Origin of the sequence: Bacillus cereus group sp. BfR-BA-01356, assembly GCF_022663635.1 — a bacterium.
Classification (GTDB): Bacteria; Bacillota; Bacilli; order Bacillales; family Bacillaceae_G; genus Bacillus_A; species Bacillus_A cereus.
In genome coordinates, this window is record NZ_JAKUFX010000006.1 from 40,421 (window position 1) to 59,059 (window position 18,639).

Here is an 18,639-nt window from a genome sequence, read left to right on the forward strand (position 1 = left end):
TACTTATTTCATAAAACCAGCCACAAGCATTCGCCAAAAATTATTTGATTTTCCTTCATACCCGATTTGGAAAATAGGTATTTTTATAATTGAAAACCATTTCGGTGTTTGTTTTTCTTTATAACATTGATATTGTAAAATAAGCTTGTCCAATTCTTGACTAACTTGAATTGTCTCCCTACTATTTAGCCCACTTGTTAATCCTAGTTGAATCATTTCTTCACGTTTCATATGAATATCACGTGAAAGCTTTTCTAATGTGTACTTCCTTTTTACAGTAAACATCCATATCCCCCTTATTATACTTCCATGCTCTTAACTTCACTTCTCCATTGACTTTTTTAACTACTTAATCATATGCAAATTTGAAGAATCAGAAATTTTAACATTTTCTCCCTGTAATTTACAAATCTTTACCCTCACTTTGAGAATTATTACAAATTATTCTATCTTTGTAAATACATTCGCAATAATAGACATTTTTTTCATCTTGTTTTTTTATAAATGCTACGTAAACCGGTGATTCTTAATTTTCCACCTACTTTTCTTCGACATTTTTTGTTTAATTTATATAAAAAAGCAAAACATAATGATGATTGATAAAGTGAAACTTTAATCAGTGTTTTTTGTTCAGCCCCCACTGATTATTAGTATTCACCAATCGGGTAGGCAGTGAATCTCCCACCTATCCAGCCCAATGTTGAGGTGGGAGTCTTACTCCCCACAAATAGCGGGATAACAATAGAAAGGAAATATTTATATGCGAAAATATACGATTGCATTACTCATCATTGTTTTGTTTTTACCGTCCTTCTTATTTCCTATTCAAGCAAATGCTCATACGAATAAAGTTGCTATTGTCATTGATGATTTCGGAAATAATATGAAGGGGACTAATCAAATGTTATCACTTCCCATTCCACTCACTGTTGCTGTTATGCCTTTTCTTCCTTCCACAAAAGAAGATGCAATAGCTGCCCATAAGAAAGGCCATGAAGTTATTATACATATGCCAATGGAACCTATAAAAGGTAAAAAAGAATGGCTTGGGCCGAAAGCAATTACAACTGATTTAAGCGATGAAGAAATAAACAACCGACTTGAACAAGCGATTCAAGAAGTACCGCATGCAATTGGAATGAACAATCATATGGGGTCAAAAGTAACAGCGGATGAAAGAATTGTTCGCCTTATACTTGCTGCTTGTAAAAAACACGGTTTATTTTACTTAGATAGTAAAACGAATCCTAATAGTGTCGTCCCAAAAATCGGAAAGGAATTAGGAGTTCCTATTATTGAAAACCAACTATTTTTTGATGATGTGTATACAGCAGGACATATTTCAAAACAAGCCCAATTACTCATCAAAAAAATTCAAGAAAAACCTATTATGGTAGCTATCGGGCATGTGGGCCCTCCAGGTGAAATTACATCACGCGTTATTGAAACTTCTATCCCTAAAATTCGTGAGCATGCAGACTTTATTTTCTTATCTGATCTAGCATTATCCCCGCCTCCTGTTTCAAAATAAAGTTCATTACTCACATATAATCAGCCCTCACCAATTGGGCTTTTATGGGCAATCCGTCCCCCCACTTAACTTCTTTACTTGCGCTGAATTTTGAGGCTCGGATTTTACTGCCCACAAATGGCGGGACAAAAAAGTACCTATCTATATATAACAGATAGGTACTTTTTTTAACTTAAATATAATCTACATGACTCACTCTGAATCCTTTTTTCTCTATTTTTCCGATTAATTGCTTTAATCTTGTTTCATCTAACTCATCTGATATATTTACAATAACGCGGCGGATATATTGATCACCGTTATCTAACGTAAATAGGCCACCGATATTATATGCTTTTAACAATGTCCCAAGCTCTTTAATCGTTCCCTTACAATCTTGTGTTGCAATTGTTAATATATAACCACCTGTTCGCATACCAAATGAATCTTCAATAACATCAAATATATTCGAATGCGTTAACATACCGACAAATTCATTATAATCATTTAGCACGGCTAAAAACGGAAGCCGACGAATTACATAAAAAGCTCTGAAGAATGAATCCTTTTCAAAAATAAATGCATTGGAATCATCAAGCATATCCCCTGCACTTACATGCTCTAATCCGCTATTGCATTTTTTTTCTAATAAATCTACTTTATAAATAATCCCCGTGAATTTCTTCTCATCTTCTGCTAATACCGGGATGGCTCGAAATCCCGTTTCGTTCATCATTTGCAGTGCCTCTTCACCAGAATCATTTATCTTGCAAAATGTTACTTGCTGCTTTGGCAGAAAATGATATTTAACTCGCAAAATATGTTCCTCCTTACATGTCAACATGTAATCTATATATAATAAGGAGACCTATATTTTATGAGTGAAATTATTTTTAAAACGCTTTCATTTGTTTATTAACTTGTATCCATATCACATCCATTTTTATATAACAGAGCTCCTTGCACCCTTAATCATTAATAACTTTACATGATAGTTCATTAAATATTCTATACCCTCTAGCCATTTTTTCGCTTCTTCTGGCGTTTTTCCCCACACAATCATGCCGTAATTATGAACAAGAACTACTCCTCCACCTTCAATGAAATTCGGAACATTGCTTTCTAATAAATCAGCGAATTTTTTTTCATCTTCTACAATTGGAATTGTCATTTCTGTTATACCTTCTTTTCCGAAAACACGCTCCACACTGCGTTTATCGAACGTTACTTCTCCTTCTTCCCCATATAACTCTGATATTAAATGACTATCTACAGTCTGCACTTGTAAAATACATCCTGCACTACTTTTTTTATAAATATCCGCATGCATAAATGACTCTGCAGCTGGTTTTTCTTCATTTTCAAATACTGACTCGCACATGCAATTTACGACAATAAAATCTTCTTCCGAAAATAGCCCTTTATCTCTTCCCTCAACATTTACTAAAAATGTTAACGGCTCTTTTGACGTACATAGCGATAAGCTAATTTTGGTACCATAAAACCAATCACGAAGTGCCAATTCAGATTTCACATCTTTTAATTCATTCCATTTCTTCAGAAAAAATAACATTTCGTCACCCCCGGCATAATATTCATATAAGGTTCGAATCCTTTCTATGTAAAAGGAATATTTTTTGATTATTCTAAAAATTTAATTGAATTATCACATGAGAACGCTTTTTTGTCAATATAGTTTCGTGGTTCTTCTTTAAAATAGGCTATTCATATGTCTATACTCCTATCTATTTCCTATTTCATTTTGCACATAAAAAATACGCTATTCTTTAATTAAAGAATAGCGTATTTTCCTCATTTTTTATCCCGCATTAACGGGCAGCCCGATTGGTGAGGGCTACTAATCAGTGGGGAATGAACAAAACCCCCACTGAATAAAGTTTCACTTTATTTCTTTATTGCATTATACAAAAACTGTGCGTATTGTTCACGTGTTACGAAATTATCTCCTAAAAAATTCCCTTCCCCGTCGCCTTTTGATATTTTATTATCCACTAAAGCTTTCACATATCCTTTCGCCCAATGGCCATTTGGTACATCTTTAAAATTCTCTGCACTATTTTCATTTTCTTTTAACTGAAATACTCTTTGTAGTACTACTGACATTTCATATCGAGTTAATACTCCATCCGGACGGAACATACCATTTCCATAGCCTGTCATAATTCCAGCTTGAACCACTGCATCAATAGCCGTTTCATACATATTTCCTTTCGTATCTGTAAATGCCGTTTTTTGTTCTAGATTATTTTCTAATTTTAAATACCTTTGTATTAGAAGTGCTACTTGTCCACGAGTAATGTTATCACCAAATCCAAATTCACCATTTCCATAGCCTATAAATAATTTTTCTTTCGCTAAGTAATTAATTGCTTCTTCTGACCAATGTCCCTTTGGTACATCTTTAAATTCTACCACTTCTGTTTTCTCATCTTCTTTAGATGTATTACCGTCTTTACTTTCTACTACATTTTGAATAACAGATCCTGTAAAGAAGATTCCTGTATCCGCGAATGGATCTTTCAAACCAAATTCATATACTTTCTCACCTGGTGTACTCCATTTCACTACACCATTACTATACGTACCATTATCGCTCTTCAGACGGATTTTCGTAGAAATCTCACCATCTTTTTCATATATAGGTACTTTTACTTCTTTATTTACTTCTGTTTCCTCTAAAAATACTTTTTGATTTTGGACATTAATATAAGCCGTCTTACTTAGTTCTATAACTGGTCGGACATCACGGATTTCATTTGCAACAAAACTTAGAAATACTAATTTTTTCAAATTACTAACTGGTGATAAGTCTGAAATATAATTCGCTTCTAAATCAAGCTTTTGTAAGTTTACTAAACTTGATAATGAAGTAATATCTTTTAACTCGTTGTTGGGTAAGTTTAAAATTTTCAACTGTGTCATCTTACTTAGAGGAGTAACATCTGTTATTTCATTTTTCCCTATCCATAGCTCTTGTAATTGATTCAATTGATCAATGCCTGATAAATCTTTCACTTTATTACGTGTTAATACTAAATCTTTTAACGGTAACGTATAAAGCGGTTTAATATCTTCAATTTGATTACCTGCTAAAGTTAAGTATGTTACATTTTTCAAATTGCTTAATGGAGCAACGTTCGTAATTTTATTATTTGCTAAATTCAAGTAATCTAGTTGTTCCATTTTCGCTAATGCTGTTACATCTTCTATTTGGTTGCCTGATAGAAATAAACTTTTTACATTTTTCATTTCAGTTAGTGGTGCAACGTTTGTAATTTTATTATTACTTAAATCAAGGGATTCTAAATTATCCATCTTAACAAGTGGCGTTACATCTGCAAATTCATTACCACGCAAAGCTAAATGATTTAATTGCTTTAAGTTCGCAAAGAACGACGGATCCTTTATCTTCGCATTCGCAACTGTTAAAGATTTTAAATTTGGCATATATTTTAATGCACTATAATCAAGTATCTCATTTGTATTTAAAAACAAATCCTTTACTTGTAATAAATCTTCTTTCGTAATTGGTGTATTTAAATCTTTTCTATTAAATACTTTTTTATTAACAAGCTCTCTTAATTTGTTATCTGTTATCATATTTTGATTATCAACTGGATTATCCGTTTCCGTATTTCCTGAATTAGAGTTATCATCTGGTTTCTCTGTTTCTTTGTTACCTACAGTTGGATCTTTAATTTCAAATTGAACTTGATATTTGTGATCATATCCAATAGCTGGAATAAGTATATGCATTTGCATATTGTGCTTCTTCTCAAACTCGCCAATTTCAAATTGAACTACCTTCGTTCCATTCTTCCTCTTATCTTCTGACAAAACCTTCACATCATGAAATACACCAGGCTGGTTTTTATCTTCTATTCTAAGATATTGAAAATAATCGCTATCTTGCATTGTTACAGTGACAATTTTTTTGCCAGCTGCAATCGTTACTTTAGGATTTTTTATATATTGAGAAACCATAGATGGCTCATCTTTTTGGTCCTTATATATTTTAATCTCAGTATCATACGTGCGATCACTCGCTGCTGCTACCGATTGATTTGCTTCAACTTTTAATGCCGCTAATGCTGGAGTAGAGTACGTAGCAAATGGAATCGCTAATGTTGTCGCTACTACTAGCGCCTTCATATAATTTTTTTTCAAAATAATATCCCCTATCATATATAATTTTCACAATTGATAACATTTATCAATTAATCACAAATAAATGATAATGAATCTCATTATCATTGTCAATGAGAATATTACATTAAATTTATATTTTTAAAGGTACAAAATAAAAAAGCCCTTTATTCAAAGGGCTTTTTTACCTATCGTATGAAGAATTTCACTTTTTTCCTTCTCATTGATGACACCTATTTTTTGCAAAATATTCGCGTACAATACAAGTTTATTATATATTCGTTCTGACATGTTCTCCCTTCTTTCCTTCGACCAACTTTTTTTGTATTGGTAAATTATATGAAAGAGGTGAGAAAATGTGTCCACTTTTTGCATAACTGCAAATCTTTTATTTTACGATTTACAGATAATAAAACTCCCTCCTAAAAATTAGGTGGGAGTTTATGTGCTTTCACTGTATTTAACAAACTGTCCACTGAATATTATGCTTCATAAGTTCTTCTTCAAAGCTATATGGCATTTTTTTATCACAAATTACGTGTTGAATACGCGAAATTGCTGCTATACGATAATTCCCTTTCACGCCTACCTTCGTATGATCACATAAAATATATGTTTTCTCAGCTAATTTCATCATCGCCTCTGACAATTTCGCTTTCTCTAATTCAAAGCTGGAAACTCCAAAACTAGGTAATAACCCATCAATCGAAACAAACGCTTTATGAAAATGGAATTGCTGTATGACTTGCTGAGAAATAGACCCTGATACACGCGAATGCTTTGGAGATACTTTTCCACCTATAAATAAAACTTCACCATGAAACATCTTTTTATTAATAGAAGAAATTAATTGTGTTGCGACTGGAAATGAACTTGTTACAATTGTTAAGTTCTTACGATGAACAAGGTATGGAACCATCTGAAGCGGTGTACTTCCATCATCAATTGCAATGACATCACCATCTTCTACAAATGTCGCTGCTTTATAACCAATTCTTTTCTTCTCTTCTATATGTAGCATTTCTCTTTCTAACATTGGTGCCTCTACTCCAGCGCCTGGAAGTTGAACAGCTCCACCATACACTTTTTTCAGCTTCTTTTCACGATCTAATTCTTCTAAATATCGACGAATCGTTTCTGTTGATACAGCAAATTCTCTCGCTAATTCTGAGACCTTTACTTTCCCTTTAAATTCTACCTTTTCAAGAATGGTTCGCTTTCTTTCTTCTCCTACTACAGACATAGCTTCACCTCATTTATATCTCCCTTATAAACTTCCTTACTTATACAAAGTTATAATTTTCTTTATAAGTAGAAACTTCTTCATGAATATGAATACCGCGCTTTGCTAGCTCATCAAAAATCAATTGTGGATTTTCAAAGGCTTCTTCAGGCGTAACAACACCCACCCTATTTACATTTCCATTTGCAATTAACTCTGTAGCAACACCAAATGGAATACCGACGTTTCTCGTATACGCTCTTAATTTTTCCCATCCTACAACAGAACCATCAGATAACGGATGTGTATGATATAACACATGTCTTTGCTTCTCATTATTTTTCATACCTATTACTTCTACATGAAGTGCATAACCATAAAGCTCTGTTTCTTGACCTTCTTTCGATTGCAATAAATACTGCGAAATACAATCCATAATTCCTATTTCTTTCCCGTTTATTTCAATCTGATCATTACGCAATATGCCGTAATCATATAAAGCACGTACAAGTTGCATATTTTGCTTTGGCCAAGTTCCTCTCGTCTCTATCAGTTTGACACCTTTATTTTCTAGTGCCTTTGCTAACGTAATCGTTTCAGAATGCGGAATGATATACTGTGTTGCCTTACCATAAGGCGCTGGCAACTCTATTTCTCTCGGACGCGCAAACGGAAGTACTTGCTTAAATTCACCATCTTCATACACTATACGCGATGATAAATGTGGATCATATTCATATGTCGTTGTCTCTGTAATTGAAGCAGAAAAAGCAATCGGACGATACGAACCGTGACTTACACGGACGGACTCTACAGTATCCAGTTGATTTGCTGCATGCATTGCCATCATTTGCGTTACACCTGGCGTCATGCCAAATCCAGGTAAACATGTTTTTTCATTTTGAACAAATATAGCATGCGATTCATTTTCTTCACCAAATCCATTTAAGTTCACACCGTGACAGCCTGCTTCTGCAATACAGCGAGTCGACAATCCGTTTAGCTTTATCGTCGTACCGTCCATTACAATGTCATAACCTTTCATTTTTGCAACCGTATCCTCGTGATTCGTTACATCTACTTTTACAAAATCAACACGAGGATCGTTGAGCCATTCTACTACTTTACGGCCCTCTTCCTCGTTAAAATCGGCTACAGTAATCGTCTCAAAAGATGAAAATTGAACTAAATCCAAAATAGCTTCACGACAAATTTTACCTGCTCCACCTAAGCAAAATACTTTCACCCAATAACAGCTCCTTTAGCCATACAATCAACTAAGCGATTAATATCTTCTTCATGTACATCACCGATATTTCCAATGCGGAACGTATCTACTTTCGAAATTTTCCCAGGGTAAATAACAAATCCATAACGCTTTAATTCGTTATATAACTGTTGAAACTCAAACCCCTCTTTTGGATAAATGAAAGATGTAATAATAGGAGATTGATATTTCTTATCTACTAGTGGCTTAAATCCGATTTCTCCCATTCTATTCACTAGTAGTTTTTGATTGTTGTAATATCGATTGTAACGCGCTCTTACTCCACCTTCTTTTTCTAGCTCAAGTAGCGCTTGATAAAAAGCATGTACAACATGTGTAGGCGAAGTAAAACGCCATTTCCCATTTTGTTTTTCCATCGTTTCCCATTGATCATATAAATCAAGAGATAAAGAGCGTCCTTGCCCTTTACACTTCAATAATTCATCACGTTTTGCGATTACAAATCCGAATCCAGGAACCCCTTGAATACACTTATTTGCACTACTAATTAAAAAATCAATTTGTAAATCAGCAATGTCTATTTCAATCCCGCCGAAACTACTCATCGCATCAACAATTGTAACCTTTCCATACTGTTGTCCTAATTTACATACATCTACAATTGGATTTATAATTCCTGTCGTTGTTTCACAATGAACAACTGCAATATGCGTAATCTCTTTATCTTCTTGCAATAACTTTTCTACTTCTACAATATTAGTAGGTTCCCACTCTTCTGTTTGACTGATCACTACATCAATCTGTAACATCTCTGCCATTTGCACAATTCGCTTACCGTACGCACCATTTGTACAAACGAGAAGCTTCCCATTTGCCGGAATAACAGAACCAATTACTGCTTCAACTGAAAACGTACCGCTTCCTTGCATTAACACTGTTGTATATTTCTCTTCTTCCTTCGTCGCTAACGATACAAGTTTAGCTCTTACTTCTTGCACCATCGTATTATATTCATCATCCCACGTACACCAATCGTATAGCATAACTTCTTTTACTGATTTTGTTGTCGTTAATGGTCCTGGTGTTAATAATAAGTAGTGATTTTCATTCATGATCCCGTGCCCCTTTTATGAAATAATAAGTTCTTGTTTCTCGATATGTTCCATTACGTTTTCGAGCTCCTGCATCGTTTCAATCGTAAAATGAGCCCCATTTTCAACAAACCGATTACGAACTATTTCTATTTTTTCACGAAGCTCTACCGAATCCATACTCTCCACTTCCTCTTCCGTTAAACCAAGCTCACTACTTCCAAGAATTACACCAACTGTCCACATTCCAGCATTTCTACCTTCTTTCATATCTGATACTGTGTCCCCTACTTTTATCATATGGTTCATCGGATACACACCAAGTTCCATTGCATTTTTATAGCACATCCATGGATATGGACGGCCTGCTGGAACATCATCTGGCGTAACAAGAAAATCAGGTTTATATCCTTGTAACACTGCTTCCTTTGCTACAATTTCCATCATTTCTCTCGTATAGCCCGTTGTTGAACCGATTTTAATGCCTCTCTCACGTAAAGAAGCGATTACTTCTTTTACCCCATCAATCGGCGTAGCATAACTTGGTAAAATAGAAAAGAGAATTTCTTCAAACTCTTCATACATCTCATGAATGTCTGCTTCTGTTGGTAATTGACCGAAGACACGCTTCCACTCATCCGCAATACGAGGCATTTCTGTTAGTGCCCTTACATGATCTATTTTTAATAATCCCATTGGCTTACGTGCTTCTTCTGCTGTAATTTCAACGCCGCGTTTATGAAAAATCTTCATGAATACTTCTAGCGGTGCAAAGCATCCGTAATCAACCGTCGTACCTGCCCAATCAAAAATAACTGCTTCAATTTTCATTCTGTCCATCACCCTTCTTACTTATCTTTTTTGCCATTGTGAAGTTCGGTTACGAAGTGCTTTCGTTCCCCATTCATATACAACTCTCACTACAATATTTGTAACAACAATAAGTACACTCATTGCAGCTGCTGGCGCTACATTTCCTGCATCATCCATATTTACGATTGATACGGCAGCTAGTTTAAAATCAGCTGCATATAGGAATACAACTGCCGATACAGTTACCATTGAATTTACGAAGTAGTACATTACCATTTCTAAAATTGCTGGTAAACACATTGGTACTGTTACTCGGAAGAATGTTTTATAAAACGGAATACCCATCGACTGCGAAACAAGCTCAAACTCTCGGTCTAATTTCTTTAAGGCAGTCGTTGCCGTGACAAATGTTACAGAATAAAAATGAATGATATTTACTAGTACTAATACAGCGATTGTTCCGTATAAAGAATGAAACGGATTCGTTACTGATAGTCCAAGAATTTGAATCGTTGGTTGACTAAAGAAAAAGACATATCCTAATCCGAGTACTAAACCTGGTATCGCTAACGGCACTATAGAGAAAAAGTAACCTGTTTTTCTAAAAAATTGTAGCTGGTCTATTTTCTCAATTGCATATGCGAATGCAATTGTTAAAATCGCCCCAATAACTGCTGTAACTGCTGAAACAATTACGCTATTTTTAAATGCTTCAAGTCCATCTCCTGTTAAACTTGAAAAATTAAAATGCTCAAATGTAAAACTCATATTATATGGCCATACTTTCACACTTGCAGCAATACCAACTGCAACAAATAATAGAATGATCATAAGGGTAATCACACTACAATATATGAATGAGATTACATCTCTTTTCTTATTAGCTATTATTCTGTATGGTACTGCTTTTGAAGATAAGAAATTCGCCTGCTTTCTTTGCGTAATACGATCAACTACAAATGCGAATATAGCTGGGATTAATAAAATCATTCCGACAGTTGCACCCATCGGCATATTTTGCTGTCCAATTACTTGTTTGTATACGTCAGTAGCAAGCACATTATATTGCCCACCAACAATTTTTGGTGCCCCAAAATCAGTAAAACTAAGTGTAAACACAACAAACATTGCACTAATTAATCCGTACTTTACACTAGGTAAAGTAACCGTGAAAAATTGCTTTGTTTTACTGGCTCCTAACATATTAGAAGCTTCATATAAACGATAATCAGATCCTTGAAAGGCAATTAGCAATATGAGAAAGGCTTGCGGAAATGTATACATAACTTCAGCTATTACAATTCCTACTGGTCCATATAAAGGGATTTGTATACCTTCAAATAAACCAAACATTCCTTTCGTTACTAGCCCTTGATTACCAAATAAATATGTAAGTGCTATACCGTGCATCATTGTTGGTGCAAACAATGGTAATAACGCTACATACTGAAATACACGCTTTCCAAAAACATTCGTACGGGCAATTGCATATGCGTAAACGAATGCGATTGCAACTGAAATAATTGTTGTTGCGCCCGAAATCCATACTGTATTTTGTAAAGACTGAACTAAAGTTGGTGTTGTGAAATATTTACTGAAATTCGATAAACCAACGAAAACTCCATCTTTATTATAAAAAGCTTGTGTAAATAGTTGTAATAGCGGTAATACAAGTATGATAAGGAAAGAAAAAATCATACCGATAATTACGAGCCTTTGGATCCATTCCTCTTTCCCTATACTTCTCTTAATCTTTTTTTTCGTACTTTCTACCTTATAGTTTTCTAACATCTCCATCTATACAATGACCTTCTTTCCATATGACAACATATGATTTTCTGAGAAAGAGATTTGAATCGGCTTTCCTTTTCTAATAGCCGTTGCTTCTACTTCTGATGCTAATATATCCACTACAATTTTCTCATTATAAAGGTGTGTGTTTTCTTCTAAGACTCGCACTTCCGTCCGATATACAGATCCGCGAAATTCCATACTTTCCACAACTGATTTAATACCGTCCTTTTGTACAATTGTTACATGTTCAGGACGAATTGCATGTTCTTCGTTATTTTTCGAAAAGAAATTAATAGAACCAATAAAATCTGCCACAAACGGATTGGCTGGTCTTTGATAAATCTCCTCTGGTGTTCCAATCTGCATAATTTCCGCATGATTCATTACAACAATTTTATCAGCCATCGTTAATGCCTCTTCTTGATCATGCGTTACCATAATCGTCGTTACTCCTATTTTCTCTTGCAAATCACGCATTTCCCTACGTAATTTTTCACGCACTTTTGCATCTAAAGCTGATAACGGCTCATCGAGTAACAAAATATCTGGAGACAGAGCGAGCGCACGTGCAAGTGCTACTCGCTGCTGTTGTCCACCAGACATTTGAGCAGGATATTTATCTTTTACATTCAGCAAATCTACAAGTTTTAACGCATCTAGCGCTTTCTCTTTCACTTCTGCTTTCCCATATTTTTTTGTCTTTAAGCCGTATTCAATATTTTCAAGTGCTGTTAAATTCGGAAATAAAGCATACGATTGGAAAACCATTCCGAAGTTTCTCTTTCCAGGAGGCAATGCTGTAATATCTTTTCCATTCACAGCTATACTGCCAGTCGTTGGTTCCTCTAGTCCCGCTAAAATGCGAAGCAACGTCGTTTTCCCACAGCCACTTGGGCCTAATAAACAAACAAACTCATTTTTTTTCACAGTAAAAGAAATATCTTTTAACGCTGTAAATGCATCAAACTGTTTTTGAATGTGTTGAATTGATAAATATTCGCTCATTTTTCTCTCTCCCACTCACTTACTTTTTCGGTTCTGCTTTTTGGCCAAACTCTTTTTCCCATTTTTCTAAAATTTTGTCGCGATTTTCTGCTGCCCATTTAAAGTCATTCTTTTTATATAATTTTTCCGTAACATCTTTCGGGAATCCCTCTGGAAGTTTATAGTCATTTTTAATTGTCGCAAATCCATTTTTCTCAAAGTATAACTTCATTACATCATCAGTAATTGCCCAATCTAAAAATGCTTGCGCTAATTTATCATTTTTCGCATTATCTTTCTTAATAAGTGCGTTCGCTTCTACTTCCCATCCTAATCCTTCTTTCGGCAGTACAACTTCAACTGGTGCACCTTTTTGTTTCTCTTTTAAAGCACTATAAACCATTGATACACCGACTGGATATTCACCTGCTCCTGCTAATTTCGCTGGTTTTGAACCTGAATGCGTATAACTTGCCATATTATCATGAAGTTTCTTCATGTAATCCCAGCCTTTATCTTCACCCATAATTTGTAGCCATGCAGAAACTGTTAAAAATCCTGTTCCAGATGATGCTGGATGTGGCATAACAAGTGTTCCTTTATACTCTGGTTTCGTTAAATCTTCATATGATTCTGGCATCGGTAAATTTTTCTTCTTTAACTCTTCTTTATTTACAGCAATCCCCGTCATAAATGCAGTATTTCCTACCCATTTTTCAGGTTGCTTATCATCTTTAAATTGTGGAAGAACACGATCTGCTCCTTTTGGAGAGTATCCTTTTAACATATCTTTTTTATCTAAAGCTAATAGACTTGATGCCGCAGTTCCCCATACAACATCTGCTTGTGTATTTTTCCCTTCAGCTAGTAATTTCGCAGTAATAACTCCTGTTGAATCACGTACAATGTTCAATTTCACATCAGGATATTTCTTTTTAAAGGAATCAAGATAAATTGGTACAAGCTCTTCTTCAATGGCTGTGTAAACAGTTAATGATCCAGATAATTTGTCATCTTTCACTTTCGCTCCAGCACTTTCTTCTTTCTTTGCACCACACCCCATTAATAACGAAAATACCATTCCAGTCGCTACAGCTTTAAAGATTGTTTTTTTCACTGTTTCTCTCTCCTTTTACAAATCTTATGTACAACTCAAATATAAACAACTAGTGTAAAAGCAGTATTAAACCAACATTAATCTTTTGTTTGTTGTTTGTTTTTGTGTAATACGTTGCTACTTCTATGTTTTTTCGCATTTTTCTGCTAATAGAAAACACTAAATTTACAAATAATTAAAAAAACCTTTATAATCCCACAAAAAAATGAGGCGTTTGTAAAAAACGCCTCATTTTTGTTTCCCTTTTTTTGAATTACGATTAGCATACTTTGCGCTATTTTCTCCTTCATACTCTAATGCAAATTCTGCATCTGGTAAGCTTTCTTTCGGAGTTTTATTATTATTGATTGCCGCATTTTGTTTCACTTTTCTTTTTACCAATACATTCACCTGCTCTCAAGAAATCACTTTCTACTCTATTTTGAAACAACTTAAAACAATTATTACTGGCAAGTGTTAACAAGTACATAAGAGGCGTTCGATGGAAATACTACATATGAAGAAACCATTATAAAAAGGAGCGATGATTTTGAAGAAAAAAGAAAAGATTCAATCACCGATTTTAGACGAAACGCTCCCGCATCAAATGAATTTTCCATCTTTTAAAGGAACAGGAAAAACGATGCAACAACCTTTTGTGAATCAATATGATGTTGTAATTGGAGACAGTAAATATAATTCCGAGAACAGTCCGCTTAACAATTGGAGTGATGAAGTAGATCCTGCCATTATGGCTGGCGATGAGTGGATCCATCCTACAAATGATATTGGCTGGATTTCAGAAGAAAATCAAGAATTGCTAAAAAACGAAGCGGATAATAAAAATGAAGCTTTTATGCATCCACAATTTGGCATTAACGACTAAAAAACCATTCTACCTAACGTAGGTAGAATGGTTTCATACTATCCAATAATAATCCGCTCTTTCGGGTATTTATAGCGAGGTGGTTGTTCCCTTCCACCACTAGCTAAAATAAATGTTAAAATGCCAACGCGTCCGATAAACATAAGCACAATAAGTACAAGTTTCCCAACAGTTGTTAAATCAGGCGTAACACCTGTTGATAGTCCCGTCGTTCCGAAAGCAGAACAAACTTCAACAATTAGGCTCATAAGCGGTACATTTTCCGTAATAGATAAAATGAATAGCGCAGTAGCACATAACAAAATCCCCATCGTCATAACGACAGATGCTTTCAGTACATCCTCTTCATGTAGCTGACGTTTGAAGACTCTAACTGTTCTACCGCCCCTTGCAAAGGTGTATAGTGACAATATACTAACAGCAAATGTTGTTGTACGTATTCCGCCCCCAACCGAACTTGGAGATGCCCCTATAAACATTAATATACTCATAAATAAAAGCGTCGGTTGTGACAATTCACGTATATCCATCGTAGCAAGTCCACCACTTCGCGTCGTCACAGATTGGAATAATGTATAAAAGACAGTTTCATGCCATGACTTTCCTACTAAAAAATGATTTCTCTCCAGTAAAAAAATCATAATTGTACCAACAACAACGAGTGCAAAAAATGTTGTTGTCGTCAATTTTGTAAATAATGAAAAACGGAATAATTGTTGTCTCCTTTTACTAAGGAATTGTTTCACTTCCATTAGCACAGGGAAACCAATCGCTCCTAAAATAATTAGTAACATATGAATCATTTGAACAATATAATCCTTTTTATAAGGAATTAATGATTGTCCTGTTAAATCAAATCCGCCGTTCGTAGTTGCACTAACAGCTGCAAAGAAACCGTGAAAATAAGCTTCTTGCCAAGTCGGAAAATAAAGTAAAAATCTTGTACCTAATAGGATTGCTCCAATAAGTTCTATTGAAATAATTACAATCAAAATAGAACGCATCAATTCTACAAGACCCGATAAATTCCCTTGATTATGGTCTGCCATAATTAATCTTCTTCTTTGCAAACCAATCTTTTTCCCCGTAATGATCCAAACAAATGTACCAAGCGCCATAATTCCTAAGCCGCCTAATTGTAGAATAAGGGCTAAAACAATAATTCCTGCTGTAGTAAACGTATCTGAAATCGTAATAACAGACAGTCCCGTAACGCTTACCGCACTAACCGATGTAAAAAGCGCATCTATAAATGTCCATTTCACACCAGGCTTCGTAACAAACGGTAAACTAAGCAATATCACCGATACAACTACTGCTAACAAATAAAACAAAACGATGAGTTGTACAGGACGTAATTTTTGTAAAAACTTTTTTATATCTCTCATTCCATCACTTCGCTACCTTTTTTCTATCGATTAAATAAAGAAAAATCTTTACTTTCTTTATTTGTAAGTAACTGCTCAAATAATTTGGCAAAGACCATTCCATATACAGTTCCATTACCTCCATACGGCAATGCGTAAAACAAATTATGTATCTTTTCGTCTTCTTTTAAAATGGGGAGACCATCATGAGTACCACCAAATGCAGCTGCCCAATAGTAGTCTGCCTGTATATTTTTATACTGCGGGAACATCTCTTTTACAATATTAATAAGGATATCACGCTTATGCAATAATTTCGTATCACCAATTGTTTGAATTTGCAGCGCTTCATCTAATCCGCCTACAATAATGCGGTTTCGATACGTTCGAAAATATAAGTAGGGCCGTGCCGTTTCCCAAATTAACGATCGCTCATGCCAGCCTTCAAACTGATCTATTTCATTTGTTACAATTGCATAAGAGGTGTCTACTGTTGTATTTTTTCTTTCTTTCCAAAAAGCGCTTCATAACCTGTCGCCATAATAATATTCTTTGCTACAATTTGATTTCCTGTTTTCGTGTAACAAATTAAATCATTTTTGCGTTTCTTTATATGTATTGCCTCTGTATGTTCATATATATTAGCTCCCATTTGATTTGCTTTATGCAAAAGACTGTGCGCTAATAAATACGGATTCACCTCGGCATCACCGTGTGTATATAATGCCGCTTGTTTTATGAAAGGATAACGTTTCTTAATATCAGATTCTGTAAAATACTCAACAGGAAATCCATAATTCTGTAACGTATTGTACTCCTCTTGTAAAAATGAGACATCCTCACTTTTACTTGCATAATATAAACTATTTCGCGGAATAAAATGGGGATTAATATCAAGAGTCGGTATAACCTCTTCCATTGTTCTTAGCGCTTCATAACAAAGCTTATATGCTCGTACCCCTTTTTCTTTACCCAATGTATGGATAAGAGAGGTTAACGATTTATCATGAAGAAATTGTAGTAAACCTGTATTAGCAGCTGTGCTACCACATGCAATTACTCTTTTTTCAATAAGTGTAACACTCATGCCAATTTCCGCTAACGAATGCGCTATATGAGCACCGGCTTCGCCACTTCCGACTACGAGCACATCACATATCATATCATTTTCTAACAGTGGATAACAAGGTACAGAAACTCCTGTATTCCAAAACAACTTACCCATCATAAGTTTCATAATTATACTCCTAAAATATAAATTTCTCCTTTCTATGTTTTGTTATTTTTCATAAAAAAATCCAACTAACATAGGCTAGTTGGATTTTTTATTTTTAATTAGAACGCTCTTCAAGCCAATTTCCAATCGTCGGATATGTTTGTTTTACAGCTGTTCCACCGTAAACGATAGACATATGCCCTGTCGGTAAACATACATATTGTTTATCTGTGCTAGAAATATGGTCTAGTAATGCTTCTACTTGACATGGCAAAGCGATATGATCACGTTTCCCGGAAATATTTAAGACATTCGCCTTAATATTTGCAAGATCTACCTTTTGTCCGCGAATAACGAGTTCACCCTTAACCAATTTATTATTTTGATAAAAATCACGAATCCACTGTCTGTATGATTCACCTGGGAACGGAATACCATCACCAACCCACTTTTGAACCAATCTCCAGCTTTCGACGAAGCGTTCATTCTCTGAACGATCTACTAGAGCAACATATGGACCAACAAAGTTCGTAATTGGCTTTAACATTTTGTTTCCGAAATCAATCATTTCTGGCGGAATATTTCCAAATGTATCAACCGCTTTATCTAAATTGAAGTATTTCTCATCTAATAAAGGACCATACAATCCTGTTTCAGAGAAATCAAAAGGACTTGTCATGAAAATTAAATTACGAATTGGCATGTGCGGATGAAGCGCTGCATAAATAGAAGTTAGCGTTCCACCCATGCAATAACCAAGTAAAGAAATCTCGTCCGATTTTGCAGTTCGCATTACTTTTTTTACTGCTTTTGCAATATAATCAAACACGAAATCATCAAATTTCAAATGACTATCTTCTAAACCAAATGTGCCCCAATCAAGCATATATACATCAAAACCACGATCCACTAGATATTCCACTAAACTATTTCCAGGAGTTAAATCCATAATATATGGTTTATTAATAAGAGCATATATTAACAGAATTGGAACTCTTTGTGTTTTTTCTTGTTTTGGAATGTAGCGATAAAGCTTCGTCTTATTCTTCGTCCAAATAACCTCTTTCGGCGTTAATCCGACTTGCGGCTCTGGTTCACGTAATAAAATTTCACTCGCCCTTTTCACTCGGCGGTATGCTTTTCGGTACTCTTCTGGGTATAGCTCTAATTGCTTTTCCCATTCTGTTGCGAATGTAGTCATTTTTCTATCTCCTTTTTGGTCGATTTCCTTCTTAAAAAAAAGAAGTGCATTCCTGCTATGGATA

16 protein-coding genes and 1 pseudogene are annotated in these 18,639 nt (G+C 34.9%); 2 read left to right on the forward strand and 15 right to left on the reverse strand.

Annotation, left to right across the window (positions count from 1 at the left end):
* Positions 1-3: 3 nt before the first annotated feature.
* Entirely contained in the window at positions 4-285 is a 282-nt protein-coding gene (locus MR168_RS04000) for an aspartyl-phosphate phosphatase Spo0E family protein (protein ID WP_000495536.1), read from the reverse strand.
* Between the two features lie 475 nt (positions 286-760).
* Between MR168_RS04000 and MR168_RS04005 the strand changes: the two genes are divergently transcribed.
* Positions 761-1,531, forward strand: a complete 771-nt coding sequence (locus MR168_RS04005; RefSeq protein ID WP_001234119.1) for a divergent polysaccharide deacetylase family protein — start codon at positions 761-763, stop codon at positions 1,529-1,531.
* A gap of 172 nt (positions 1,532-1,703) precedes the next feature.
* Here MR168_RS04005 and cbpA read toward each other — a convergent pair whose 3' ends face one another.
* From cbpA to MR168_RS04060, 11 genes are all read right to left on the reverse strand, one after another.
* Entirely contained in the window at positions 1,704-2,327 is a 624-nt protein-coding gene (gene cbpA, locus MR168_RS04010; protein ID WP_001264208.1) for a cyclic di-AMP binding protein CbpA, read from the reverse strand.
* A gap of 126 nt (positions 2,328-2,453) precedes the next feature.
* A complete protein-coding gene (locus MR168_RS04015; RefSeq protein WP_000896006.1) occupies positions 2,454-3,083 on the reverse strand; it encodes a class II aldolase/adducin family protein in 630 nt (209 codons plus the stop codon).
* Positions 3,084-3,415: 332 nt separating this feature from the next.
* The gene (locus tag MR168_RS04020; RefSeq protein ID WP_086411850.1) at positions 3,416-5,716 is read right to left on the reverse strand and encodes an NEAT domain-containing leucine-rich repeat protein; all 2,301 of its coding nucleotides are present in this window, start codon (positions 5,714-5,716) and stop codon (positions 3,416-3,418) included.
* A 421-nt stretch (positions 5,717-6,137) separates the two neighbouring features.
* Positions 6,138-6,920 carry a DeoR/GlpR family DNA-binding transcription regulator gene (locus MR168_RS04025; RefSeq protein WP_000117668.1) on the reverse strand — a complete coding sequence of 261 codons (783 nt, stop codon included), beginning with the start codon at positions 6,918-6,920 and terminating at the stop codon, positions 6,138-6,140.
* A gap of 40 nt (positions 6,921-6,960) precedes the next feature.
* A complete protein-coding gene (locus tag MR168_RS04030) occupies positions 6,961-8,145 on the reverse strand; it encodes a saccharopine dehydrogenase family protein (RefSeq protein WP_000862165.1) in 1,185 nt (394 codons plus the stop codon).
* A complete protein-coding gene (gene phnW / locus MR168_RS04035; protein ID WP_001004775.1) occupies positions 8,142-9,239 on the reverse strand; it encodes a 2-aminoethylphosphonate--pyruvate transaminase in 1,098 nt (365 codons plus the stop codon). The genes MR168_RS04030 and phnW overlap by 4 nt, the downstream gene beginning before the upstream one ends.
* Positions 9,240-9,254: 15 nt before the next feature.
* A complete protein-coding gene (gene phnX / locus MR168_RS04040) occupies positions 9,255-10,049 on the reverse strand; it encodes a phosphonoacetaldehyde hydrolase (RefSeq protein ID WP_006917745.1) in 795 nt (264 codons plus the stop codon).
* A 21-nt stretch (positions 10,050-10,070) separates the two neighbouring features.
* Positions 10,071-11,828: a putative 2-aminoethylphosphonate ABC transporter permease subunit gene (locus MR168_RS04045; RefSeq protein WP_140159363.1), complete on the reverse strand. Its 1,758-nt coding sequence runs from the start codon at positions 11,826-11,828 to the stop codon at positions 10,071-10,073.
* Entirely contained in the window at positions 11,829-12,830 is a 1,002-nt protein-coding gene (locus MR168_RS04050) for a putative 2-aminoethylphosphonate ABC transporter ATP-binding protein (protein WP_000006189.1), read from the reverse strand.
* 19 nt (positions 12,831-12,849) lie between these two features.
* Positions 12,850-13,926 carry a putative 2-aminoethylphosphonate ABC transporter substrate-binding protein gene (locus MR168_RS04055; protein ID WP_000750893.1) on the reverse strand — a complete coding sequence of 359 codons (1,077 nt, stop codon included), beginning with the start codon at positions 13,924-13,926 and terminating at the stop codon, positions 12,850-12,852.
* 228 nt (positions 13,927-14,154) lie between these two features.
* Entirely contained in the window at positions 14,155-14,307 is a 153-nt protein-coding gene (locus MR168_RS04060) for a hypothetical protein (protein WP_000240799.1), read from the reverse strand.
* Between the two features lie 148 nt (positions 14,308-14,455).
* Here MR168_RS04060 and MR168_RS04065 point away from each other — a divergent pair, with 148 nt between their 5' ends.
* Positions 14,456-14,791 carry a DUF3905 domain-containing protein gene (locus MR168_RS04065; RefSeq protein ID WP_000726024.1) on the forward strand — a complete coding sequence of 112 codons (336 nt, stop codon included), beginning with the start codon at positions 14,456-14,458 and terminating at the stop codon, positions 14,789-14,791.
* 38 nt (positions 14,792-14,829) lie between these two features.
* Here the strand turns inward: MR168_RS04065 and MR168_RS04070 are convergent, their stop codons facing one another.
* From MR168_RS04070 to phaC, 3 genes and pseudogenes are all read right to left on the reverse strand, one after another.
* A complete protein-coding gene (locus tag MR168_RS04070) occupies positions 14,830-16,179 on the reverse strand; it encodes a TrkH family potassium uptake protein (RefSeq protein ID WP_001204707.1) in 1,350 nt (449 codons plus the stop codon).
* 23 nt (positions 16,180-16,202) lie between these two features.
* Positions 16,203-17,395, reverse strand: a pseudogene (locus tag MR168_RS04075) (NAD(P)/FAD-dependent oxidoreductase).
* A gap of 94 nt (positions 17,396-17,489) precedes the next feature.
* The gene (phaC, locus tag MR168_RS04080; RefSeq protein ID WP_000206336.1) at positions 17,490-18,575 is read right to left on the reverse strand and encodes a class III poly(R)-hydroxyalkanoic acid synthase subunit PhaC; all 1,086 of its coding nucleotides are present in this window, start codon (positions 18,573-18,575) and stop codon (positions 17,490-17,492) included.
* Between the last annotated feature and the right edge of the window lie 64 nt (positions 18,576-18,639).

Coding starts and splice junctions, on each gene's coding strand:
- MR168_RS04000 (WP_000495536.1), bottom strand. CDS start 285: ATGTTTACTGTAAAAAGGAAGTACACATTAGAAAAGCTTTCACGTGAT.
- MR168_RS04005 (WP_001234119.1), top strand. CDS start 761: ATGCGAAAATATACGATTGCATTACTCATCATTGTTTTGTTTTTACCG.
- MR168_RS04015 (WP_000896006.1), bottom strand. CDS start 3,083: ATGTTATTTTTTCTGAAGAAATGGAATGAATTAAAAGATGTGAAATCT.
- MR168_RS04020 (WP_086411850.1), bottom strand. CDS start 5,716: ATGATAGGGGATATTATTTTGAAAAAAAATTATATGAAGGCGCTAGTA.
- MR168_RS04025 (WP_000117668.1), bottom strand. CDS start 6,920: ATGTCTGTAGTAGGAGAAGAAAGAAAGCGAACCATTCTTGAAAAGGTA.
- phnW (WP_001004775.1), bottom strand. CDS start 9,239: ATGAATGAAAATCACTACTTATTATTAACACCAGGACCATTAACGACA.
- phnX (WP_006917745.1), bottom strand. CDS start 10,049: ATGAAAATTGAAGCAGTTATTTTTGATTGGGCAGGTACGACGGTTGAT.
- MR168_RS04045 (WP_140159363.1), bottom strand. CDS start 11,828: ATGGAGATGTTAGAAAACTATAAGGTAGAAAGTACGAAAAAAAAGATT.
- MR168_RS04050 (WP_000006189.1), bottom strand. CDS start 12,830: ATGAGCGAATATTTATCAATTCAACACATTCAAAAACAGTTTGATGCA.
- MR168_RS04070 (WP_001204707.1), bottom strand. CDS start 16,179: ATGAGAGATATAAAAAAGTTTTTACAAAAATTACGTCCTGTACAACTC.
- phaC (WP_000206336.1), bottom strand. CDS start 18,575: ATGACTACATTCGCAACAGAATGGGAAAAGCAATTAGAGCTATACCCA.